General features: G+C 61.5%; 21 protein-coding genes. 7 read left to right on the top strand and 14 right to left on the bottom strand.

What is annotated here, in order from left to right:
- Positions 1-120: 120 nt before the first annotated feature.
- The 9 genes from hflC to C4J89_RS02640 all read right to left on the bottom strand — a co-directional run bounded on the left by hflC (position 121) and on the right by C4J89_RS02640 (position 9,566).
- Positions 121-987, bottom strand: a complete 867-nt coding sequence (hflC, locus tag C4J89_RS02680) for a protease modulator HflC (RefSeq protein WP_003188064.1) — start codon at positions 985-987, stop codon at positions 121-123.
- Entirely contained in the window at positions 987-2,162 is a 1,176-nt protein-coding gene (gene hflK, locus C4J89_RS02675; protein WP_124365625.1) for an FtsH protease activity modulator HflK, read from the bottom strand. Before hflK ends, hflC begins: the two co-directional genes overlap by 1 nt.
- Positions 2,163-2,258: 96 nt before the next feature.
- Positions 2,259-3,560 carry a ribosome rescue GTPase HflX gene (gene hflX / locus C4J89_RS02670; protein WP_124361023.1) on the bottom strand — a complete coding sequence of 434 codons (1,302 nt, stop codon included), beginning with the start codon at positions 3,558-3,560 and terminating at the stop codon, positions 2,259-2,261.
- Between the two features lie 12 nt (positions 3,561-3,572).
- Entirely contained in the window at positions 3,573-3,833 is a 261-nt protein-coding gene (gene hfq, locus C4J89_RS02665; RefSeq protein WP_016976904.1) for an RNA chaperone Hfq, read from the bottom strand.
- Positions 3,834-3,926: 93 nt separating this feature from the next.
- The gene (miaA, locus tag C4J89_RS02660) at positions 3,927-4,898 is read right to left on the bottom strand and encodes a tRNA (adenosine(37)-N6)-dimethylallyltransferase MiaA (protein WP_124361022.1); all 972 of its coding nucleotides are present in this window, start codon (positions 4,896-4,898) and stop codon (positions 3,927-3,929) included.
- On the bottom strand, positions 4,898-6,811 hold the full coding sequence (mutL, locus tag C4J89_RS02655) for a DNA mismatch repair endonuclease MutL (RefSeq protein WP_124361021.1): 1,914 nt from the start codon (positions 6,809-6,811) through the stop codon (positions 4,898-4,900). Before mutL ends, miaA begins: the two co-directional genes overlap by 1 nt.
- Positions 6,811-8,232, bottom strand: coding sequence for an N-acetylmuramoyl-L-alanine amidase (locus C4J89_RS02650; RefSeq protein ID WP_124361020.1), 1,422 nt, complete (start codon positions 8,230-8,232; stop codon positions 6,811-6,813). Before C4J89_RS02650 ends, mutL begins: the two co-directional genes overlap by 1 nt.
- A 15-nt stretch (positions 8,233-8,247) precedes the next feature.
- Positions 8,248-8,718 carry a tRNA (adenosine(37)-N6)-threonylcarbamoyltransferase complex ATPase subunit type 1 TsaE gene (tsaE, locus tag C4J89_RS02645; protein WP_124365622.1) on the bottom strand — a complete coding sequence of 157 codons (471 nt, stop codon included), beginning with the start codon at positions 8,716-8,718 and terminating at the stop codon, positions 8,248-8,250.
- Entirely contained in the window at positions 8,706-9,566 is an 861-nt protein-coding gene (locus tag C4J89_RS02640; RefSeq protein WP_124413685.1) for an NAD(P)H-hydrate dehydratase, read from the bottom strand. Before C4J89_RS02640 ends, tsaE begins: the two co-directional genes overlap by 13 nt.
- Before the next feature lie 63 nt (positions 9,567-9,629).
- Between C4J89_RS02640 and queG the strand changes: the two genes are divergently transcribed.
- Positions 9,630-10,694 carry a tRNA epoxyqueuosine(34) reductase QueG gene (gene queG, locus C4J89_RS02635; protein ID WP_124361017.1) on the top strand — a complete coding sequence of 355 codons (1,065 nt, stop codon included), beginning with the start codon at positions 9,630-9,632 and terminating at the stop codon, positions 10,692-10,694.
- Here queG and C4J89_RS02630 read toward each other — a convergent pair.
- Entirely contained in the window at positions 10,691-11,308 is a 618-nt protein-coding gene (locus C4J89_RS02630) for a trimeric intracellular cation channel family protein (RefSeq protein WP_177412764.1), read from the bottom strand. The two genes, queG and C4J89_RS02630, sit on opposite strands and share 4 nt — an antisense overlap.
- A gap of 178 nt (positions 11,309-11,486) precedes the next feature.
- Positions 11,487-12,029 carry an oligoribonuclease gene (gene orn / locus C4J89_RS02625; protein WP_010213620.1) on the bottom strand — a complete coding sequence of 181 codons (543 nt, stop codon included), beginning with the start codon at positions 12,027-12,029 and terminating at the stop codon, positions 11,487-11,489.
- A 108-nt stretch (positions 12,030-12,137) separates the two neighbouring features.
- Between orn and rsgA the strand changes: the two genes are divergently transcribed.
- Together rsgA and C4J89_RS02615 are read left to right on the top strand one after the other, a co-directional pair.
- Positions 12,138-13,169, top strand: a complete 1,032-nt coding sequence (rsgA, locus tag C4J89_RS02620; RefSeq protein WP_005784215.1) for a small ribosomal subunit biogenesis GTPase RsgA — start codon at positions 12,138-12,140, stop codon at positions 13,167-13,169.
- Between the two features lie 285 nt (positions 13,170-13,454).
- Positions 13,455-13,850: a type II toxin-antitoxin system PemK/MazF family toxin gene (locus C4J89_RS02615; RefSeq protein ID WP_124361015.1), complete on the top strand. Its 396-nt coding sequence runs from the start codon at positions 13,455-13,457 to the stop codon at positions 13,848-13,850.
- A 60-nt stretch (positions 13,851-13,910) separates the two neighbouring features.
- Here C4J89_RS02615 and motB read toward each other — a convergent pair whose 3' ends face one another.
- Both motB and motA read right to left on the bottom strand, forming a co-directional pair.
- Positions 13,911-14,930: a flagellar motor protein MotB gene (gene motB, locus C4J89_RS02610; protein WP_124413684.1), complete on the bottom strand. Its 1,020-nt coding sequence runs from the start codon at positions 14,928-14,930 to the stop codon at positions 13,911-13,913.
- Between the two features lie 3 nt (positions 14,931-14,933).
- Entirely contained in the window at positions 14,934-15,785 is an 852-nt protein-coding gene (gene motA, locus C4J89_RS02605) for a flagellar motor stator protein MotA (RefSeq protein ID WP_124361013.1), read from the bottom strand.
- Positions 15,786-15,952: 167 nt separating this feature from the next.
- Here motA and C4J89_RS02600 point away from each other — a divergent pair, with 167 nt between their 5' ends.
- Genes C4J89_RS02600 through asd form a run of 3 tightly spaced genes read left to right on the top strand, consistent with a single transcriptional unit; the run spans position 15,953 to position 19,238 of the window.
- Positions 15,953-17,488, top strand: coding sequence for an HDOD domain-containing protein (locus tag C4J89_RS02600; protein WP_124361012.1), 1,536 nt, complete (start codon positions 15,953-15,955; stop codon positions 17,486-17,488).
- A 57-nt stretch (positions 17,489-17,545) separates the two neighbouring features.
- Positions 17,546-18,361 carry a rhodanese-like domain-containing protein gene (locus tag C4J89_RS02595; RefSeq protein ID WP_124413683.1) on the top strand — a complete coding sequence of 272 codons (816 nt, stop codon included), beginning with the start codon at positions 17,546-17,548 and terminating at the stop codon, positions 18,359-18,361.
- 16 nt (positions 18,362-18,377) lie between these two features.
- A complete protein-coding gene (asd, locus tag C4J89_RS02590) occupies positions 18,378-19,238 on the top strand; it encodes an archaetidylserine decarboxylase (protein WP_124413682.1) in 861 nt (286 codons plus the stop codon).
- Positions 19,239-19,354: 116 nt separating this feature from the next.
- Here asd and serB read toward each other — a convergent pair whose 3' ends face one another.
- Positions 19,355-20,569, bottom strand: coding sequence for a phosphoserine phosphatase SerB (gene serB / locus C4J89_RS02585; protein WP_124361009.1), 1,215 nt, complete (start codon positions 20,567-20,569; stop codon positions 19,355-19,357).
- 133 nt (positions 20,570-20,702) lie between these two features.
- Here serB and C4J89_RS02580 point away from each other — a divergent pair, with 133 nt between their 5' ends.
- A complete protein-coding gene (locus C4J89_RS02580) occupies positions 20,703-22,235 on the top strand; it encodes an AhpA/YtjB family protein (protein ID WP_124413681.1) in 1,533 nt (510 codons plus the stop codon).
- Positions 22,236-22,325 lie beyond the last annotated feature (90 nt).

Here is a 22,325-nt window from a genome sequence, read left to right as displayed (position 1 = left end):
CAGACGCAAAAAAGCCGGGAATTTCCCGGCTGCCGCATCATACACCCGTTTTCTGAAAGGATCACCCCGCCAGGCATTTTAGCCGCCCGACGGAGTGGTTCCTACCGAATCACAGGCCTGTTACTTGGACTTTTCCAGGTAGCGGAAGAAGTCGCTGCTTGGGTCCAGCACCAGCACGTCGGTCTTGTTCGCGAAGCTTTCACGGTAGGCACGCAGGCTACGGTAGAACGCGTAGAACTCCTGGTCCTGGCCGTAAGCCTTGGCGTAGATCGCCGCGGCTTGAGCATCACCATCACCACGGGCCTCTTCAGACTCGCGATAGGCTTCTGCCAGCAGTACACGGCGCTGACGATCGGCATCCGCACGGATACCTTCGGCCAGCTCGTTACCCTTGGCGCGGTGCTCACGGGCCTCACGCTCACGCTCAGTGCTCATGCGTTCGAACACGCTGCGGTTCACTTCCTTCGGCAGGTCAATGGCCTTGACCCGCACATCGACCACTTCGATACCCAGCTCTTTCTCCGCCATGGTGTTCAGCGAACGGGTGATGTCAGCCATCAGCGCATCACGTTCACCGGATACCACCTCATGCAGGGTGCGCTTACCAAACTGGTCGCGCAGGCCCGATTCCAGACGGCGCGACAAACGCTCGTCGGCAATCTGCTTGAGGCCGGAAGTCGCGGTGTAGAAGCGCTCGGCGTCCTTGACGCGCCACTTGGCGTAGGCGTCAACCATCACGGCTTTCTTTTCCAGGGTCAGGAAGCGCTGTGTCGGTGCATCCAGGGTCATCAGGCGGGCGTCGAACTTGCGCACCTGGTTGACGTAGGGGACTTTCACATGCAGGCCCGGCTGGACATCCGCCTGGACCACGCGACCGAATTGCAGCAGCACCGCACGCTCGGTCTGAGCCACGATGTAGAAGCAGTTCCAGGCAGCGATGACCACGACGACGCCCACAATCAGGGCGGTCAGCGATTTATTGCTCATCAACGGCTCTCCCTGGTACGTGTTTGCTGTTGCAGCAAGTCAGCGGCCGCACGGGCGCTCGCTTCGTTGGCAGCAGCATTCGAACCGGTGGACGGCGCGCTGGCGCCGCTACGACCACCTTCGATCATCTTGTCCAGCGGCAGGTACAGCAGGTTGTTCTGCCCACCCTTGCTGCCGGTCACGAGAACCTTGCTGGTATTGCTGAAGACTTCCTGCATGGTGTCCAGGTACAGACGCTCACGGGTCACTTCAGGTGCCTTGCGGTACTCGGCAACCAGTTTGGTAAAGCGGTCTGCCTCACCCTTGGCACGGGAGACCACTTCGTCGCGGTAACCGTTGGCATCTTCAAGGATGCGCTGGGCTTGACCACGGGCTTCCGGCACCACGCCATTGGCGTAGGTTTCAGCCTGGTTGCGCGAACGCTGCTCGTCTTCACGGGCACGGATCACGTCGTCAAAGGCTTCCTGCACTTCACGCGGTGCGGCAGCGCTCTGTACGTTGACCTGGGTGACCGTGATACCGGTGCGATAGGTGTCGAGGAACCGTTGCAGGCGCTCCTTGATTTCGCTGGCCATCAATTCACGCCCTTCGGTCAGCACCTGGTCCATGGCGGTGGAACCCACCACATGGCGCAAGGCACTTTCGGTTGCGTGTTGCAGGCTGATTTCCGGCTGGTCGACGTTCAGCACGAAGTCCTGCAGGTTGGTGATCTTGTACTGCACGGTCAGCGGCACTTCGACGATGTTCTCGTCTTCGGTCAGCATCTGGCCCTGCTTGGTGTAGGCACGCTCACGCGTGACGTTCTCCATGTACTTCTTGTCGATCGGCGGGAAATAGATGTTCAGGCCTGGCCCGACGGTCTCGTAGTACTTGCCGAAGCGCAGCACCACGGCTTGCTCCTGCTCGTCCACTACATAGACCGCGCTGTACAGCCAGACGGCCGCAAGCACGACAAGGCCCAAGCCCAGCAGGCCATAGCCACCGCCCTTGCTCGTGCGACCACCCTCGTCACTACCGCGTTTTTTTCCACCACCGAACAACCCATTCAGGCTTTCCTGCAGCTTTCGGAAGGCCTCGTCGAGATCCGGTGGCCCCTTGCGGTCGCCATTATTGCGGCGCTTACCACCCCAAGGATCCTGATTATTCGAGTTGCCACCCGGCTCATTCCAAGCCATAGCGCTCTCCATCTGATAAAGCAAAGACGCACCCACGGCGCGCCGACCAATGCTACAGAATGCCTGCCACCGCGGCACAACCGCTTTCTCAGGCTTTTATTGCAAAGTGTGTTGCTCGATGAACTCTGCCGGTACAACACCCTCGCGACTGACCAGTCGATTGAGCTCCGAGCGTGGCAATCGAACGTCCAGCAAGCTGACACCTTCTTCGTCGTGTTCTTCTTTCTGTACCGCGCCCAGCTCGAAAAACTGTGCACGCAGTCGAGCAAAACGCTGCGGCAAGCGCAAGGTGCCCACGAACAAATCGCTGCCGAGCAACTCGGCAATGGCTTGTTCCAGCAGCTCCAGGCCACTCCCATCACGCGCCGACAGCCAGACCCGCTGAGGCTTGCCGTTCTCGTCGCGCTGAATTTGTGGCTCAACCCCTTCAAGCAAATCGAGTTTGTTATAGACCTCGAGGATCGGCAAGTCCTGCGCACCAATCTCGCCCAGCACTACCATCACCTGCTCGATCTGCAGCATGCGATCCGGTTCAGCCGCATCAATTACGTGCAACAGCAGGTCGGAATTGCTCGATTCTTCGAGCGTAGACCGAAATGCCTCGACCAGCTTGTGCGGCAAGTGGCGGATGAAACCCACGGTATCGGCCAGGACGATCGGCCCCAGGTCGCCGATATCCAGGCGGCGCAGGGTCGGGTCGAGCGTGGCGAACAGTTGGTCTGCCGCGTACACGTCCGATTTCGTCACGTTGTTGAAGAGTGTGGATTTGCCGGCGTTGGTGTACCCCACCAGGGACACGGTAGGGATATCCGCACGCGAACGGCCTCGACGCGATTGCTCGCGCTGGCTGCGCACTTTTTCCAGGCGGCCCTTGATCTGGCGCAGGCGAACCCGCAACAGACGCCGGTCGGTTTCCAGCTGGGTTTCACCCGGACCACGCATGCCGATGCCGCCGCCCTGGCGCTCAAGGTGAGTCCAGCCGCGCACCAGACGGGTGCTCATGTGGTCAAGCTGGGCCAGTTCGACCTGCAGTTTGCCTTCATGGGTACGCGCGCGTTGGGCGAAGATATCGAGAATCAGACCGGTGCGGTCGATCACGCGACACTCGAAGACACGTTCGAGGTTACGTTCCTGACTGGGCGTGAGGGTGTGATTGAAGATCACCAGATCGGCTTCTTCAGCGTGGACCAGGTCGCGCAATTCCTCGACCTTGCCGCTGCCGATCAGGTATTTGGCGGTTGGCCGATGACGCGGCACGTTAAAAAACGCAACGGTCTCGGCGCCGGCCGAATTTGCCAACTCCTGAAACTCCTGCGGATCTTCGCGCGCCTCAGGGTCCTGTCCATCCAAGTGAACGAGGATTACTCGCTCACCACCACCGTGGCGCTCAAAGAACAAAGGAGACTCCTATCAGGCGTTACCTGGCTCAGCGTCAGCTGCTTCATCACCTGCTGCGCTAGGCAGACGGATCGGACGAACAGGGACGACTGTCGAGATAGCGTGTTTGTAAACCATCTGGCTGACGGTGTTTTTCAGCAGGATCACGAACTGGTCGAACGACTCGATCGTACCTTGCAACTTGATACCGTTGACCAGATAGATGGAAACCCCCACTTTCTCTTTACGTAAAGTATTCAAGTAAGGGTCTTGTAGCGAATGCCCTTTTGACATGTGCCGCACTCCTTTAAGGATCAATAATAAAAATCGGAAAATAAATAGCTCATGGCCGTCACACCCCCAAGGATAGACGGCAATTGCAAGGACTCAGCTCAATATGGAGACCGTTCCCAAGTATTTCAAGGCGCGTGACAGATTGTCGCTGTCCAGGCTGTCCAGCCAGTGCAAATCGCTCCAGCTGCGCAGCCAGGTGAACTGGCGCTTCGCCAATTGGCGCGTGGCGATGATGCCGCGCTCCTGCATTTCGGCTGACGTCAGCTTGCCATCCAGATGATCCCAGACTTGGCGGTAGCCTACAGCGCGTATCGAAGGCAATCCTGGATGCAAATCACCTCGGGAACGCAGTGCTACGACCTCCTCCACAAACCCCTGTTCCAACATAATTGTGAATCTTTGTGCAATTCGTTCATGCAGCACCTGGCGATTTGCCGGAGCGATGGCCAGATTCGCCACAGTATAGGGCAATTGTGACTGACCAGATGCGTCTGCATCAGCACTTTGCGCAGTTTGTTTCAGCCTGTGTTCAGTCATGGTCTGGCCGCTGACGCGCCAGACTTCCAGCGCACGGGTAAGTCGCTGGGGGTCGTTGGGGTGGATGCGCGCCGCAGACACCGGGTCTACCGCCGCCAGCTGGTCGTGCAGGGCCTGCCAGCCGAGGCGCGCGGCTTGATCTTCAAGCTCGGCGCGCACCTGGGCGTCAGCGGGGGGCATGTCCGCCAGGCCCTCCTGCAAAGCCTTGTAGTAGAGCATCGTGCCGCCGACCAACAGCGGGATGTTGCCCCGCGCGGTGATTTCAGCCATGGCGGCCAGGGCGTCGGTACGGAAATCTGCGGCCGAATAGCTTTCGGACGGGTCGATAATGTCGATCAACCGATGCGGATGCCGGGCCAACAGCTCTTTCGAAGGCTTCGCCGTGCCGATGTCCATGTCCCGGTAAACCAGGGCAGAGTCGACGCTGATCAGCTCGCACGGCAAGACCTTGGTCAGTTCGATGGCCAGGTCGGTCTTGCCCGCGGCCGTCGGGCCCATCAGGAAGATCGCGGGGGGCAAAGCACTCATCAGCGACCGCGCAGGAACAGTTTGTCCAGATCATCCAGGCCCATCTGGGTCCAGGTCGGTCGGCCATGGTTGCATTGGCCACTGCGCTCGGTGTTTTCCATGTCGCGCAGCAGGCCGTTCATTTCCGGCAGGGCCAGTCGGCGGTTAGCACGGATGGCGCCGTGGCAGGCCATGGTGCCGAGCAGTTCGTTGATATGCGCCTGGATACGGTCGCTGGTGCCGTATTCCATCAGGTCCGCCAGTACGTCGGACACCAGGCGATTGGCCTCGGCCTGCTTGAGCAGCGCGGGAATCTGACGGATCGCCAGGGTCTCCGGGCCCAGGCGTTGCAGTTCGAAGCCCAGCTTCTGGAACACTCCATGGTGTTCCTCGGCACAATCGGCTTCCCGCTGGCTGACTGCCAGGGATTCCGGCACCAGCAGCGGCTGGCCACTGAGACCTTCACTGGCCATGGCGATCTTCAGGCGCTCGTACATGATCCGCTCGTGGGCGGCGTGCATGTCTACCAGCACCAGGCCGTGGGCATTTTCCGCAAGGATGTAGATGCCCTTGAGTTGCGCCAGCGCGTAGCCCAGCGGCGGAATATCACCGCCGCCCTCGGGCAAGGCAACAATGCCCGGCTCGGCACCCGGCAACGGCGCGAAGAATTCACGGTAAGCCGCCTGGGCCTCAGCCACCGGCACGGTCGACTGCGGCCGTGGGGTGTATTGATATTGATAACCCGCGCCGGCGCCCGAGTTGGGCGCGGTGTAACTCGGCTGCGGCTGCGATGATTGCAACAGGTTACCGGCGAGGCTCATTTCGCCCTGGGGGCCGAACTCGCCGGCCTCAGGGCCGCTCGGGCGGACCACCGCCGTTACGATTGGCGCGGACAACTGGTCATCCGGGCGCACATCGCCCAAGGCACGGTGCAAGGTGCCGTACAAGAAGTCATGCACCATGCGCCCGTCACGGAAGCGCACTTCGTGCTTGGTCGGGTGCACATTGACGTCGACCACCGAGGGGTCGACCTCGAAAAACAGCACAAACGTCGGATGCCGACCGTTGAACAGTACGTCGCGGTACGCCTGGCGCACCGCATGGGCCACCAGTTTGTCGCGCACCGCCCGGCCGTTGACGAAGAAATACTGCAAATCGGCCTGGCTGCGGGAGAAGGTCGGCAAACCGACCCAGCCCCATAGGCGCAAGCCATTGCGTTCGATTTCAATCGGCAGCGCCTGCTCCAGGAACCCGGCACCGCACACGGCCGCCACTCGCCGAGCGCGCGCGGCGTCATCATTGGCTTCGTGCAGGCTGAGAATGGTCTTGCCGTTGTGGCGCAGATGGAACGCCACATCGAAGCGCGCCAGGGCCAGGCGCTTGATCACTTCCTGCAGGTGGTCGAATTCGGTTTTCTCGGCCTTGAGGAATTTGCGCCGCGCCGGGGTGTTGAAGAACAGGTCGCGCACTTCCACCGAGGTGCCCACCGGATGGGCCGCCGGCTGGACCCGAGGCGCCATGTCGCGGCCTTCGGTTTCCACTTGCCAGGCCTGTTCGGCGCCGCGCGTGCGGGACGTCAGGGTCAGGCGGGCCACGGAGCTGATGGAGGCCAGGGCCTCACCGCGAAAGCCCAGGCTCATGACCCTTTCAAGGTCTTCCAGGTCGCGAATCTTGCTGGTGGCGTGACGGGCCAGGGCCAGCGGCAGGTCATCTGAAGAGATCCCGCTGCCATCGTCACGTACCCGCAGCAGCTTGACGCCGCCTTGTTCCACGTCTACGTCAATGCGCTTGGCGCCGGAATCGATACTGTTTTCCAGCAGTTCCTTGATCACTGACGCCGGGCGCTCAACCACCTCACCTGCGGCGATCTGGTTAGCCAGGCGCGGGCTGAGCAGTTCGATGCGCGAGCCACTATTCAACACAGATTCACTCATTACTGCGCCGCCAATTCGGTGCCAGGAATGGTCAACACCTGGCCAATTTTCAACTCGTCGGTTTTCAGGTTGTTGGCGCTGCGCAAGGCGGCGGGCGTGACCTGGAAACGTACGGCCAGCATGGCCACGGTGTCGCCAGGCTGCACGCGGTGGTCGCGCGGGCCCTGGGCAATTTTGCCGGAGTCACGCAACCAGGCGATGTAAGTGCCCGGTGGCGGGTTCTGTTGGAAGAACTGGCGCACGCCGGCGCTGATCGAGCGCGCCAACGCTTGCTGGTGGCTGGCACTGGCCAGCTTCGAGGCCTCGTTGGCGTTGGAAATGAAGCCGGTTTCGACCAGGATCGACGGGATGTCCGGCGACTTCAACACCATGAACCCGGCCTGCTCCACGCGCTGTTTGTGCAGCGACGTGACCCGGCCGATGTTACTCAGGACTTTCTGGCCGACGTTCAGGCTGGAGGTCAGCGAGGCGGTCATCGACAGGTCGAGCAATACGCCGGCGAGCATTTTGTCTTTGTCATCGAGGGAGACGTTGCCGGCCCCGCCGATCAAGTCGGAACGGTTTTCGCTGTCGGCCAGCCAACGGGCGGTCTCGGACGTGGCGCCACGATCGGACAAGGCAAACACCGACGCACCGAACGCAGCGGAGGAAGGGGCAGCGTCGGCGTGGATCGATACGAACAGGTCCGCGCCCTTCTTGCGGGCGATTTCGGTACGCCCACGCAACGGGATGAAATAGTCGCCGGTACGGGTCAGTTCGGCGCGATAGCCTTTCATGCCGTTGACCTGGCGTTGCAGTTCGCGGGCGATGGCCAGCACCACGTCTTTTTCATGCTGGCCGCGCGAGCCGGACGCGCCCGGGTCTTCGCCACCGTGGCCGGCATCGATCACCACGATAATGTCGCGCTTGCCTGCCGGAGCGGGCGGCGGCGGTGGCAGCTTGACCTGCGGCTGCGATGGATTGACCGGCACCGCCGGCACCGTCGCCACGCTGGGCGTCGGCGCAGGCGGCGGTGCGGCATCGGCGGGGTTGTCGAACAGGTCGACCACCAGGCGGTTGCCATATTGGGCGTTGGGCGCCAGGGAGAAGCTTTTGGGGGTGACCGCCTTTTTCAGGTCGATGACCACGCGCAAATCGGTCGGCGTGCGCTGGGCCGAGCGCATCATCGTAATCGGGGTGTTGGCGGTGGAGACTTTCAGCGGCGCGGCCAGGGTCGCACCGTTGATGTCGATCACCAGGCGATCAGGCGCCGTGAGGGTAAAGACGCTGTGCTGGACCGGGCCCGACAGGTCGAATACCAGTCGCGTGTTATCCGGCGCTCGCCACAGGCGGACACTCTTGACCTGTGAAGCAGCCACAGCATTGACAGTCATTGCCGCAAGCAACACCCCCACGACAGCAACCAACGCGCGAAAGCGCATACCTAACCCCACCAATTATTTGAATTCCAATGCCAGAGCATCACGCCACGCTTCACCGCGCGGGCTCTGGGGCAACAACTTCAGCTGACGTCCGTGCTCGTGCGGCGTAATGGTAATGGTCATGTCAGGCTTTGGCAAAAAGCCTGTGCCTTTATCTGGCCACTCGATCAGGCACAGCGCGTCTTCGTCGAAGTAATCACGAATGCCCATGAACTCCAGCTCTTCAGGGTCGACCAGGCGATAGAGGTCGAAGTGGAACGCACGCACGTCGCCGATCTCGTAAGGTTCGACCAGGGTGAACGTCGGGCTTTTTACCGCACCGGCATGGCCCAACCCGCGAATGATGCCCCGAGACAGCGTAGTCTTGCCCGCCCCCAGGTCACCTTCGAGAAAGACGAGCCCCGCTCCGCCCGTCACCCGTGCAATAGCGTGACCGAACGCGACCATCGCGTCTTCATCGGCCAGGAAAAGATTTACTTCAGGCACGGCGACTGCTCCTCCAGCAATTGACGAATGGCAGGTATCAGGTCGCTCGCTGCCAGCCCGCGACCGAAGGTGCCCTGGCGATCCCCTGCCGTGGCGTGCAACCACACGGCCAGGCAAGCTGCCTCATACGCCGGCATGCCTTGGGCGAGCAATGCGCCCACGAGGCCGGCCAATACGTCACCGAGCCCCGCCGTCGCCATGGCGGGATGGCCTTGGTCACAACGTGAAACGCGCCCGTCCGGGCTTGCAATCAAACTGCCAGCACCCTTGAGGATAGCCACTGAGTCGAATTTACGGCTCAACGCGCGCGCCACCTTAAGGCGGTCGGCCTGAACCTCGGCTGTCGAAATGCCCAACAGCCGCGCGGCTTCGCCTGGATGCGGAGTGATCACGCAGTTGGCAGGCAGGCTGACGCTGCCGGTCGCCAGCTGATTCAAGGCATCGGCATCCCAGACTTGCGGCAGGTGCGTGTTGGCGGCGACGGACAGCAGGCTTTTACCCCAGGACGCATCCCCGAGACCGGGGCCGATCACAATGACCGAGATTTTTTCCAGCAAGCCTATCAGTTGATTGGCCGAACTCACGCCCACGGTCATCACTTCCGGCAAGCGCGCCAGCGCGGCGGGAACATGCTCCACGCGGGTCGCCAGGGACACCATGCCGGCGCCACTGCGCAACGCGCTCTCGGCACTGAGCAGCGCGGCGCCGCCAAAGCCTCGGTCGCCGCCAATCACCAATAGATGGCCAAACTGCCCTTTATGAGCGTCCGGGGAGCGCGCAGCCAGTTGCGGCAAGTGGCCGGGCAACAGCGGCTGCACGTCGGTTATTTCGTGTTTTGTCTGAGGCATGCGTCTTCAAGCTCCGATGTCTGGCAGAATTATACGCATCTAACCTGTGGTTTCCCGTGTCTCATGCCCGCTATTACCTCCGATCTGCCCGCCCTCGCCCAATCGATCAAAGACTGGGGCCGCGAGCTGGGTTTCCAACAAGTCGGCATCAGCGGTCTCGACCTGGCTGAGCATGAACAGCACCTGCAACGCTGGCTCGACGCGGGCTACCACGGCGAGATGGACTACATGGGCGCCCATGGCAGCAAACGCTCCCACCCCGAAGAGCTGGTGCCCGGTACCTTGCGCGTGGTGTCACTGCGCATGGATTACCTGCCCGGCGACACGCAAATGGCACAGCTACTGGCCGAGCCGGAAAAAGCCTATGTCTCGCGTTACGCCCTGGGCCGCGACTATCACAAGCTGATCCGCAAGCGCGTGCAGCAACTGGCTGACCGTATTCAGGCGCAAATCGGGCCGTTCGGCTTTCGGGCCTTTGTCGACAGCGCACCCGTACTGGAAAAAGCCATCGCCGAACAGGCCGGCCTCGGCTGGATCGGCAAGAACACCCTGGTACTCAACCGCAAGGCCGGCAGCTATTTCTTCCTGAGCGAACTGTTTGTCGATTTGCCGTTACCGGTCGACCCACCCCATGCCACCGAACACTGTGGCCGCTGTACGGCTTGCCTGGACATCTGCCCCACCAACGCGTTCGTCGGCCCTTACGTGCTGGATGCCCGGCGCTGCATTTCCTACCTGACCATCGAGCTCAAGAGCGCCATTCCCGAGGACCTGCGCCCACTGATCGGCAACCGGGTATTCGGTTGCGATGACTGTCAGATCGTTTGCCCGTGGAATCGTTTCGCCCGACCCACTGGCGAAAGCGATTTCAAGCCACGGCACAATCTGGATAACGCGACCCTGGCCGAACTGTTTATGTGGGACGAGGATAAATTCCTCAGCAGCACCGAAGGCTCACCCTTGCGCCGTGCCGGATACGAGCGCTGGCTGCGCAACCTGGCGGTGGGCCTGGGCAATGCCCCCTCAAGCATTCCGGTGCTGGAAGCTTTGAAGGCGCGGCGCGACTACCCGTCGGAACTGGTGCGTGAGCATGTGCAATGGGCGCTGAACCAGCACGCCGCCCGCTAGTGGACGTCGTCGTTATAGACGAACTTGGGCATTTCCCAATGAAACCGTATCGCCAGCAGGCGCAGTAGAAAGCCGCTGAACAAGGTCAGCAGGATCGCCTGTTCGCTGGGCAATTCCAGATACAGGCACAGCAAGTAAAACCAGGCGGCAAGGAACGACACGCTGGCGTACAGCTCACGGCGGAAGATCAGTGGGATGTCATTACAGAAAATATCCCGCAGGATGCCGCCGAATACGCCGGTGATCACGCCACTGACCGAGGCGACCAGCATGCCATGCCCCATTTCCAGGGCGGTCATGCAGCCGATCAAGGTGAACGCCACCAACCCCACGGCATCCAGCGCCAGGAACAGCGAGCGCAGATGGCGCATCAGCGGTGCGATAAAGATAGTCACCAGCGCGGCGACGGAGGTCAGTACCAGGTATTCAGGGTGCTTGACCCAGGTCAGCGGGTAATGCCCTAGCAACATATCGCGCACAGAACCGCCACCCAGCGCCGTCACGCACGCGATCAGCACCACGCCAAACCAGTCCATGCCGCGCCGGCCCGCGGACAAGGCACCCGTCATGGCTTCGGCGGTGATGGCGATGAGGTAGAGCATCAGCAGCATGATGGCGATCCTTGCAGAGAGGCCGGCAGTCTAATCATTTGCTGATGGCACCAAAAGGGGGCGCTTGGCGATAAACCGAGTCGCCTGCCATCGGGGGCAAGCCCCCTCCCACATTGGGACGCAGAGCGTCCTGGGCTGCATTCCCACGCGGAGCGTGGGAACGATCCAAGGCGGAAGGTCTTCAAGCCTTGATGAAATGCTTGCGGTAATGCTGCAACTCGGCGATCGACTCGCGAATATCATCCAGCGCCAGGTGCGTGCTGCCTTTGTGGAAGCTGTCTTTGACCTCCGGCGCCCAGCGTGCAGCCAGCTCTTTCAAGGTGGACACGTCCAGGTTGCGATAATGGAAGTAGCTCTCCAGCGCCTTCATATGCGTATAAAGGAAGCGACGGTCCTGGCAGATGCTGTTACCGCAGATCGGCGATTTGCCCTTGGGCACCCATTTTTCCAGGAAAGCGATGGTTTCGGCTTCGGCTTCGGCCATGCTGATGCGGCTGTCGCGTACACGCTGGGTCAGGCCAGAGTTGCCGTGGGTGCGTGTATTCCATTCGTCCATGGTGGCGAGCACGGCATCGCTGTGATGGATGGCGATCACCGGACCTTCGGCCAAGGTGTTGAGGTTGCTGTCGGTGACGATCGTCGCCATCTCGATGATGACGTCGGTGTCGGGGTTCAGACCGGTCATTTCCAGATCGATCCAAATCAGGTTCTGTGGGTTTTGCATGGCTTGATTCTCTTGGCACCTTGGCGTAGCCGGGCAGTTTAGCAGGCGGCGCCGTGCTAGACTCGCGACCGTTTCACCCAACTATTGCATTATCGACACGGAACACCAATGGCCAAACGCCAGCTCAATCGTCGCCAAAACTGGCGCATCGAAAAGATTCAAGGTGAACGCGCAGCGCGCGCCGCCAAACGAGAATCCTCCGCCGTGGAAGCGCTTGAGGGCGGCGACCTGGGCCCCGAACAAACGGGCCTGGTGATCGCGCACTTCGGCGTGCAGGTCGAAGTCGAGGCGCTGGAAGGCGAGCTCGCCGGCTCGGTATCCCGCTGCCATTTGCGCGCCAACCTGCCTGCGCTGGTGACCGGCGACAAGGTGGTCTGGCGCGCCGGCAACCAGGGCATCGGCGTGATCGTCGCCCAGCTGCCCCGCAGCACAGAACTGCGCCGCCCCGACAGCCGCGGCCAACTCAAGCCGGTGGCGGCCAACGTCGACATGATCGTGATTGTGTTCGCGCCGCTGCCCGAGCCCCACGCCAACCTGATCGACCGCTATCTGGTCGCTGCCGAGCATGCCGGCATCCGCCCGCTGCTGCTGCTGAACAAATTCGACTTGATCGATGAGCAGAACGCCCCGGCGCTCAACGCATTGCTGGCGGTCTATCGCACCCTGGGTTACCCCGTGCTGGAAGTCTCGGCGCACCACGGCAACGGCATGGAACAGCTGCAACAGCAGTTGGACGGGCGTATCAGCGTGTTTGTCGGCCAGTCCGGCGTGGGCAAGTCATCGCTGGTCAACAGCCTGCTGCCGGAAGTCGACACCCGTGTCGGCCCGCTGTCGGAGCTGTCCGGCCAGGGCACCCACACCACCACCACCGCACGGCTGTTCCACTTCCCCGGAGGCGGCGAGCTGATCGATTCCCCAGGCATTCGTGAATTCGGCCTCGGTCATGTCAGCCGCAGCGACGTGGAAGCCGGCTTCATCGAGTTCAACGACCTGATCGGCACCTGCCGCTTCCGCGACTGCAAACACGACCGCGAGCCGGGCTGTGCATTGCTCAAGGCCCTTGAAGATGGCCGCGTGCAGCAGCAACGGATGAACAGCTATCGGTCGATTATTGCGAGTTTGCCTGAGAGCAGTTACTGACGGTCAATTTCTTGATACACATAAATCAGGACGATGATCCTCATAATCCATTGATTTAATAGGTGCAGGCATCAAGAATTCAGGCCAACTCGGTGGCTTACAACACAAGCTGGCTTGTATTCGGATTTTCTGATGCCCATAATTGCTCCGTCACCAGCGAAAGCTGGCAGGAGTCTGGATCCTTTTCGGAGTTGATCCAGCGGCGCAGAAGGGGCGAAGCAAGCTCCGCTGCGTGTCGAATGAAGCCGCCTTCGGGCGGCTTTGCTTTTTGTGGGGAATTAACATTTGGCTCTCTACTATCACCCCAAACAGGGCGATGTACTGCTGTGCGACTTCACGCGGGGCTTTGTGGCTCCGGAGATGCTGAAGATCCGTAAGGTCGTAGTGATATCCCCAACCTCTACACACACTCGCAAACTGTGCACCGTGGTGCCGATTTCCTCTACTGCACCAGATATCCGGCACGACTGGCACCATCTGCTACGCACCAACCCACTTCAATCCGACGGTTACAAAGAGCTATGGGTAAAGTGCGACATGATTTACACCGTCAGCTTCGAACGCCTCGACAAACTGCACAGAAAGACCCGCTCCAAGGGGCGAGAGTACTTCGTACCGCGCCTGTGCGAGGATGATATGCGAGGCGTAATCGGTGGCGTCAAAGCGTACCTGCCACTCTGACCGCAAATGAAAACGCCCCGGCTGATCGGGGCGTTTTCATTTCTGGCTTATAGAGACCGCTTACGACCCCGGCGCAGGCGCCGTCGGGTCCTTCACGCCGCCATCATCAAACAGGTTCAGCTTCTGGCGCAGTTCATGGGCCGGCAGCGGCTCCTGCCCTGGCGGGAGCGCGTTCGGGTCCGCCGGTACTTCACCGGGGGCGCCATCACCCTGAGCCGGCTGTGGCGGCGGCGGTTGATCGCCTTCGATCGCACGCTGGGCCTTTTTGGTCAGCACGACGATGTCGATCCGACGGTTGATCGGGTTGAACGGTTCCTTGGGGTCAAACAGCTGCGATGACGCAAAGCCCACCACCCGCGCCACTTGCGGGTCCGGGTAGCTGCCAGCCACCAGCGCACGGCGGGCGGCGTTGGCGCGGTTGGCCGAGAGCTCCCAGTTGCCGAAGTCGCCCTGCCCCGCATAGGGCTTGGCATCGGTGTGACCGCTGATACTGATCTTGTTCGGCACCGCCTTGATGGTGTCGGCCATGGCCAGCAGGATATCTTCGAAGTACGGCTTCAAGCGTGCGCTGCCGGAATCGAACATCGGCCGGTTGGCCGCGTCGGTGATCTGGATGCGCAAGCCTTCCGGGGTGATCTCGAAGGAAATCTGATCCTTGAACTTCAGCAGTTGCGGGTTTTCCTCAACTTTGGTCTGCAGCTCCTGCAACAGCAGCTCGAGGCGTTCTTTCTCGACCTGTTCGGCCATGGTTTCGACCTTATCGCGCTCGATCGGGATTTTTTCCTGGGGCGATTCGGTCTGCACTTCCGGGTTGATGGTGCGCTCCGGCGCCAACTGCGGCGAGCCACCCAGGTCGATCACGAAGGGCGTACCACTTTCCGAAAAACCAATCGGGTCCTTGAAGTAACCCGCGATGGCGATCTTCTGTTCAGGGGTAGCGGTGGACATCAGCCACAGCACCAGGAAGAACGCCATCATTGCCGTCGCGAAGTCGGCAAAGGCGATTTTCCAGGCGCCGCCATGGTGCCCCGCGGCGAAGCGCTTGACGCGCTTGATGATGATCGGCTGGTTGTTTTCCATGGCTTAGCGACCGCGAACCGCTTGTTCCAGCTCGGCGAAACTTGGGCGATGTTTCGGGTACAGCACTTTGCGTCCGAACTCTACCGCCAGCGATGGCGGCATGCCGGATGCCGAAGCCACGAGGCACGCTTTGATCGCTTCGTAGAGGTTAATCTCTTCCTTGGCATCGTGGGCCAGCGACGTGGCGAGCGGGCCGAAGAAACCGTAGGCCGCGAGAATACCGAAGAAGGTCCCGACCAACGCCGCGCCGACGTGCATGCCGATGGCCGCCTGGTCGCCCTCGCCCAGGGAAGCCATGGTCACCACGATACCCAGCACCGCCGCAACAATACCGAAACCGGGCATGCCGTCGGCAATGCCGGTCACCGCGTGGGAAGGATGCTCCAGCTCTTCCTTGAGGCTGAACAGCTCCATGTCGAAAAGGCCTTCAAGCTCATGGGGAGCCATGTTGCCGGAGGACATGATGCGCAGGTAATCGCAGATATACGCGGTCATGCGCTCGTCCTTGAGCACGGCGGGGTACTTGGCGAAGATCGGGCTGGCGGCGGCGTCTTCGATATCCCCTTCAATGGCCATCATGCCTTCGCGGCGGCTCTTGTTGAGGATCTCGTAGACCAGCCCCAGCACTTCCAGATAGAACGTATGCGAGAAGCGCGAGCTGAACATGCCCAGCGACTTCTTGATCACATGCATGGTCATGTAGCCGGGGTTGGCCTGCAGGAAGGCGCCAAAGGCGGCGCCGCCAATGATCAACACTTCGAAAGGCTGAATCAGCGCGGCAATTTTACCGTGGGACAGGACGTACCCACCGAGCACACTTGCGATGACGACAATGATGCCGATAATTTTAGCCATAGGGGATCTGTACTTGCGCCGTCGGGTTCATGGACATAGTGGGTGCAGCTGGAAAACTCTTGTTCTACTTATCGGCAAAACTGCGCCAGACTATAGCCCGTTAAGGCGAAAAGCCAATTCAGCCCGTTCCGGGCGTGTTGAACACAAGTGACGATCGCGCCCCAATCATGGCTAATGAAACGACAGTCCCAACTGCAAAACCCGCCACACTCGCCGCCTGGATCAAGTGCCTGGACGACGTGCTGCTGCCAGTTCCCCAGGCCAGCCACGAGCGCGTGTGCAAAGCCATCCGCGACAGCCGCAGCTCGTTAAGAGACATTGCCGAACTGATGCAAGACAGCCCGGCCCTGGTGCTCAGCGTGATGCGCGAGGCCAACAGCCACACTCACGGCAGCCTGGCGGAACCGGCGGAAAACCTCGAAGTGGCGCTCAACCGCCTCGGTCTCAAGCGCGCCGAGGAACTGCTGGCACGCCTGCCTTCGGTGCCGGCCCTTGAAATTCCCGTAGCGCTGCGCCAGCTGCTGTTGATCAGCCAGCATGCCTCGCAGCAGGCCAACGGCTTGTTCGGCAACCGCCTGGCGCGTCTGTGGCAAGACATTCATTGGGGCAGCCTGTTGTTTCTGTCACCGTTGTGGCCGATGGCCGTCGCCTACCCCAAGCTCCTGGAGGAATGGGAACTGCGGGTGATCCACAAAGGCGAGTCGGCGCGCCAGGTCGAGCAGCAATTATTCGGCGTGCGCCTGCTGGACCTGTGCCTTGCTTTGACGGCAGCCTGGCACTTGCCGATCTGGGTGTCCCAGGGCTATCACCTGCTGCTGGGCGAGCGTCGTCTGCTGGTCAAGGCACTGCGCATCGCGCGCGAAGACGACCCTCTGCGCCACCAACAACTACTCGACGCCGACCCCAATCTGCGCCGCTGGCTGAACCAGCCGGCCAACACCGTACTGCTGGCCAACGGCCTGGCGATGTCGGCGCAGGAGTCCTGGACCTGCCCGCACACCGAGCGCTGGCAATACCTCACTGCGCTGTACCTGCAGGAGCCACTGGGCGATGTGCAGCAGCAGGTGCACCAGCAAGCGGTGACCAGCGCGCGCAGCACCTTGATGCCTGACCTCTGGCACCCGGCCCTGTCGTTGATCTGGCCGTGGCATGTGCAAAAAGTCCATCGTGGCCTGTTGCCCGCGCCGCCGCCCACGGCCGAAGCACTGGCACTGTGGCGCAGCCGCTGCACCGAGCTGTTGGTCGAGCCGAGCCGCTTTGCCAACGCGATGCACCTGACCACTTGCGCCAAGGAAGCCCTGGTCGCCAGCGGCATGCAGCGCGTGTTGCTGTTCATGGCGGATCGCGCCTTGAGCACCTTGCGTGCGCATCAGGCCGATGGCTTGCCCAGGGACGCTGCCAACCTGAGCCTGGATGTGGTCAACAGTACATTGCTGCAACGCCTGCTGGAAAAGTCCGCCCAGGTGCGTCTCGGCCCTGACAACCATGCGCAATTCTCCGCTCTGCTGCCACCGATCCTGCGCCGCCTGTTTACCGGCGAGCACCTGCTGTTGCGCTCGCTGAGCTGCAATGGCCGCGTGGTGATGCTGATGGTGGCGGACCAGGGTGGCGGGCCGTTCTCGGAAACCACCGTGCAGGCCTTCGGTAAAACCGCGCAATGCATTGAAAAAGCCCTGCACAGCTTTACCAACCGCAGCGCCTGATGCTTGCGCTACAATCGCCCTCCTTTATCGCCAACATTTGTGCCCAGGAGACCTCACATGCCTGACTTCTCTGGCTTGCCGCTGGTGATCGAATCCAGCGACCTGCAAGGTCGCCTGGATGCCGACCACCTGATTCTGGTGGACCTCACCAGTGCCGCCCGCTACGCCGAAGGGCATATCCCCGGCGCGCATTTCGTTGACCCCAAGCGCACCCAATTGGGCCAACCACCCGCGCCAGGCCTGCTGCCGCACAAGGTCGACCTGGAAAAACTGTTCGGCGAGCTGGGCCACACCCCCGACGCCACCTATGTGGTCTATGACGACGAAGGCGGCGGCTGGGCCGGGCGCTTTATCTGGATGCTCGACGTCATCGGCCACCAGAAGTATCACTACCTCGACGGCGGCCTTCTGGCGTGGCTGGAGGAAAAACACCCGGTTTCCACCGAGGTGCCCGCGCCCGCCGGTGGCCCGGTCAGCCTTACGCTGCACGACGGCCCCACCGCCACCCGCGAATACCTGCAAAGCCGGCTGGGCGCAGCCGACCTGGGTATCTGGGACGCACGCGGCCCGCTGGAGTATTCCGGCGAAAAAGTGCTCGCGGCCAAAGCCGGGCACATTCCCGGCGCGGTGAACTTCGAATGGACCGCTGGCATGGACGAGGCGCGTAGCCTGCGCATCCGCCGCGACATGCCGCAAATCCTCGAAGACCTCGGGCTGACCCGCGATAAAGAAATCATCACCCACTGCCAGACCCACCACCGCTCTGGCTTCACCTACCTGGTGGCCAAGGCGCTCGGTTATCCGCGAGTCAAAGGTTATGCCGGTTCCTGGGGCGAATGGGGCAACCACCCCGACACCCCCGTCGAGATTTGAAGCTTAAGGACACTTAATGAAAAAGCAGTTGTTTATCCTCAGTCAGTACTTGCTGCCGCACCACCTGCTGTCGCGCTTGGCCGGCTGCATTGCCGAGTGCCGTGTGCGCTGGTTCAAGAACGCCTTCACCCGTTGGTTCGCCAAGCGTTACCAGGTGGATATGTCCCAGGCGCTGGTTGAAGACGTGACCGCCTACGAGCATTTCAACGCCTTCTTTACCCGCGCATTGAAAGACGGTGCGCGCCCGCTGGACCCAACCCCCGGCGCCGTACTGAGCCCGGCCGATGGTGCTGTCAGCCAGCTCGGCCCGATCGAACATGGCCGTGTGTTCCAGGCCAAGGGCCACAGTTTCAGCGTGCTGGAATTGCTCGGTGGCGACGCCGCGCTGGCAGCGCCGTTCATGGGCGGTGACTTCGCCACTATCTACCTGTCGCCCAAGGACTATCACCGCGTGCATATGCCGCTGGCCGGTACCTTGCGTGAGATGGTGTACGTACCGGGGCGGATTTTCTCGGTGAACCAGACCACCGCCGAGAACGTGCCGGAACTGTTTGCGCGTAACGAGCGGGTTGTCTGCCTGTTCGACACCGAACGCGGCCCGATGGCCGTAGTGTTGGTGGGCGCAATGATCGTAGCCTCGATCGAGACGGTGTGGGCCGGGCTGGTAACACCACCGAAGCGCGAGCTGAAAACCTTCCGCTATGACGAAGCTGCTCGCGCACCGATTCACCTGGAGAAAGGTGCGGAGTTGGGTCGCTTCAAGCTGGGTTCTACCGCGATCGTGCTGTTCGGGCCGGGCCAAGTGCAGTGGGCGCAGGAACTGGCGGCGGGCACGCCGGTGCAGATGGGCCAGGGTATCGGCTCACCTAAAGCCTGATGATCGTTCCCACGCTCTGCGTGGGAATGCAGCGCAGGGCACTCTGCGCCCCCAAAGCCTGACGCAGAGCGTCACAGAAGGCATTCCCACGCGGAGCGTGGGAATGATCTGTCGAGTTAGAGCTGACCGTCGCGATCGCGCAAGCCCAGCAGATACAGCACCCCATCCAACCCCAAGGTCGAAATTGCCTGCTTGGCCGATTGCTTGACCAATGGCTTGGCGCGAAACGCCACACCCAATCCCGCAATCGCCAGCATCGGCAAGTCGTTCGCGCCGTCGCCGACCGCAATGGTCTGCTCCAAACGCAAACCTTCCTTGTGCGCCAGCTCCTTGAGCAGGTCCGCCTTGCGTTGTGCATCGACAATCGGCTCCACCGCCACGCCGGTCACTTTGCCATCCACCACTTCCAGCTCGTTGGCGAACACGTAGTCAATGCCCAGCTTGGCTTGCAGCTGCTTGGCAAAGTAGGTGAAGCCACCAGACAGGATGGCCGTCTTGTAGCCCAGGCGCTTGAGTTCGGCGAACAGGGTTTCGGCGCCTTCGGTCAGACGCAGGGACGCGCCGATTGAATCGAGCACGCTCACATCCAGGCCTTTGAGCAGCGCCAGGCGCTCCTTGAAGCTGGCGCGAAAATCCAGCTCGCCGGCCATCGCGCGCTCGGTAATGGCCGAGACTTGCTCGCCCACACCGGCGGCCTTGGCCAGTTCGTCGATGACTTCGGCTTCGATCAGCGTGGAGTCCATGTCGAACACCGCCAGGCGACGGTTGCGCCGGAACAGCGAATCTTCCTGGAAGGCGATGTCGACATTCAGCTCCTGAGCCACGCTCAGGAATTCAGCGCGCAGCGCCTGCGCATCGGCCGGCTCACCCCGCACGGAGAACTCGATGCAGCCCTTGCCTTTGTCTGCGGGCGTGTCCAAAGGCATACGCCCCGACAGACGGTCGATATGGTCGATGTTCAAGCCGTAGTGCGCGGTGATCGAACTGACGCGCTGCAACTGTTCGGCCGTGACCTTGCGGGTGAGCAACGTCACGATATGGCGTTTTTTGCCCTGGCCTTCGACCCAATGCTGGTAATCGGCTTCGGACACTGGCGTGAAACGCACCTGCTGATCCAGCTTGTAGGCCGTAAACAGGATGTCCTTGAGTACCGACGAGGCCTGCTCGTTGCTGGGGATTTCCACCAGGATGCCGAACGACAGGGTGTCGTGGATCACCGCCTGGCCGATGTCGAGAATGTTCACACCACCCTGGGCCAGAACGCCGGTAATGGCAGCGGTGAGACCCGGTCGGTCAAGACCTGTGATGTTGATCAGGACGATTTCGCGCAAAGCGCACCCCCAGGCTGGAAAAAAACCGCATTCTACCCACTTTCAGTGACCATCGGGCACAGCCAGCGCTTTGCCGGTCATGGGCCTGTCGCTATACTGCGCGTCAACTTCACGGACCAAGAGCCGAGCGCAAGTGAACCGGCCCACGCCAGTAAAAACCGATAACTTCTTCCTGCTGATCTTCCGGGCACTGCGCCACCGCCGTGTACCGATCGCATTACGCATCGCCAGCCATAACGTGATCCTGGTCGCCCTGGCCCTGGTGATCTACGCCTGCGTGATGGGTTTGCAGTTCAAGCAGGCCATGCACGAGCAGGCCGACGCCCTCGGCGAGAGCCTGACCACCCAGACCGCCACCTCGGCGACTGAGTTGTTGGTGTCCAACGACATCCTCAGCCTCAATGTATTGCTCAACAACCTGACCAAGAACCCGCTGGTGGCCCACGCCGCCATTTATAGCGTGGACAACCGGATCATGGCCGAAGCCGGGCAGCGCCCGAAAAACGGCCTGCTGGGCGAAGCCGAGGGCCTGTATCAGAGCAATATCACGTTTCAGGATGTAAAAGCCGGCCAATTGCGCATCAGCCTGGACATGCAGCAATTCCAGCAGCCGATGACCATCAGCCTGCAGAGCATGGGCATCTTGAGCGCGATCCTGCTGGCCCTCGCCCTGGCGTTGAGCCTGCGCCTGGGACGGCATATTTCCACGCCGTTGATGCAACTGCGCATCTGGCTGCGCGATATCGACGAACACACCCCGGCCACCGACCGCCAGGACGAAATCGGCGACCTGGCGCGCCAGCTGCATGCCAGCTTCGCCCCGGAGCCGACCGTGCCTGAAGTCGAACCCGAACCCGAGTACGACGACGCCGACTACACCGACGAGCCTGAGTTTGAAGTACGCGACCTGCGCGACCCAGGCTTTGACGAAAGCGCTCCGGTGGCGGGCTTGAAGCCTGCGCCGCGACATGTAATCAAGGCCGAAGAAGACGAGCTTGACGACGAAGACCCGTTCGCCGACCTGCGCGATACCGCCGAGGCCGCGCCCGTCGTGGCGCCGAAGCCGCTTCCCGCCAAAAGCAGCGAACCTCAGTACAGCGCCGTACTCGCCGTGCAACTGGGTGCCCAGGACCAACTGCGCCGCTTGCCCCGCGCTCGCTTGACGGAACTGCTGGAACGCTACCGCGACTGTCTCGACCAGGCCGCTTCGCTTTACCAGAGCGAACTGCACACCCTGAACGACGGCAGCACGCTGATGCTGTTCCACAGCGAAGACAGCGGCGAGGACTACCTGACCAACGCCATCTGCTGCGGCGAATTGCTGCGCGCCCTGGGTCATGCCCTGCAGATCGAAGTCGCGGACAGCGGCATCACGTTGCAACTGCAGCTGGGTTTGACAGTGGGTGATGACCTGTTCGGCATCAGCCAGATCGACCTGCTGCTGACCGAGATCGCCCAGGATGCCTTGGCCTTGTCGCAACACAGCCGCAACCTGCTGCTGGTGGAGCGCAAGATCAGTGAAGACACGTTGATCCGCCAACGCGCACGCATCCGCCCGATTGCCAGCCCTGAGGGCGCCAGCTGTGTGGAGCGCTTGATGGAACCTTATCCCTCAATGCTGGAACGGCAGCTGGCGCGGATGCATGAGACGCGCACAAAGACATAAGGCACGCAATTGCTCCCTGTGGGAGGGGGCTTGCCCCCGATAGCGGAGTATCAGTCAGCACATCACTCACTGAACCACCGCCATCGGGGG

Source organism: Pseudomonas sp. R4-35-07 (genome assembly GCF_003852235.1).
Classification (GTDB): Bacteria; Pseudomonadota; Gammaproteobacteria; order Pseudomonadales; family Pseudomonadaceae; genus Aquipseudomonas.
Note: the sequence above shows the minus strand (reverse complement) of the source record. Positions and strands in the feature narration are given on the sequence as shown.

Excerpts from the sequence above, each read along its gene's own strand:
- miaA (WP_124361022.1), bottom strand. The coding sequence starts at position 4,898 with ATGAGTGCTTTGCCCCCCGCGATCTTCCTGATGGGCCCGACGGCCGCG.
- C4J89_RS02650 (WP_124361020.1), bottom strand. The coding sequence starts at position 8,232 with ATGCGCTTTCGCGCGTTGGTTGCTGTCGTGGGGGTGTTGCTTGCGGCA.
- motA (WP_124361013.1), bottom strand. The coding sequence starts at position 15,785 with ATGGCTAAAATTATCGGCATCATTGTCGTCATCGCAAGTGTGCTCGGT.
- rsgA (WP_005784215.1), top strand. The coding sequence starts at position 12,138 with ATGGCCAAACGCCAGCTCAATCGTCGCCAAAACTGGCGCATCGAAAAG.
- queG (WP_124361017.1), top strand. The coding sequence starts at position 9,630 with ATGCCCGCTATTACCTCCGATCTGCCCGCCCTCGCCCAATCGATCAAA.
- orn (WP_010213620.1), bottom strand. The coding sequence starts at position 12,029 with ATGCAAAACCCACAGAACCTGATTTGGATCGATCTGGAAATGACCGGT.
- hflK (WP_124365625.1), bottom strand. The coding sequence starts at position 2,162 with ATGGCTTGGAATGAGCCGGGTGGCAACTCGAATAATCAGGATCCTTGG.
- mutL (WP_124361021.1), bottom strand. The coding sequence starts at position 6,811 with ATGAGTGAATCTGTGTTGAATAGTGGCTCGCGCATCGAACTGCTCAGC.
- C4J89_RS02600 (WP_124361012.1), top strand. The coding sequence starts at position 15,953 with ATGGCTAATGAAACGACAGTCCCAACTGCAAAACCCGCCACACTCGCC.
- motB (WP_124413684.1), bottom strand. The coding sequence starts at position 14,930 with ATGGAAAACAACCAGCCGATCATCATCAAGCGCGTCAAGCGCTTCGCC.
- hfq (WP_016976904.1), bottom strand. The coding sequence starts at position 3,833 with ATGTCAAAAGGGCATTCGCTACAAGACCCTTACTTGAATACTTTACGT.
- C4J89_RS02640 (WP_124413685.1), bottom strand. The coding sequence starts at position 9,566 with ATGCCTCAGACAAAACACGAAATAACCGACGTGCAGCCGCTGTTGCCC.
- asd (WP_124413682.1), top strand. The coding sequence starts at position 18,378 with ATGAAAAAGCAGTTGTTTATCCTCAGTCAGTACTTGCTGCCGCACCAC.
- C4J89_RS02595 (WP_124413683.1), top strand. The coding sequence starts at position 17,546 with ATGCCTGACTTCTCTGGCTTGCCGCTGGTGATCGAATCCAGCGACCTG.
- hflC (WP_003188064.1), bottom strand. The coding sequence starts at position 987 with ATGAGCAATAAATCGCTGACCGCCCTGATTGTGGGCGTCGTCGTGGTC.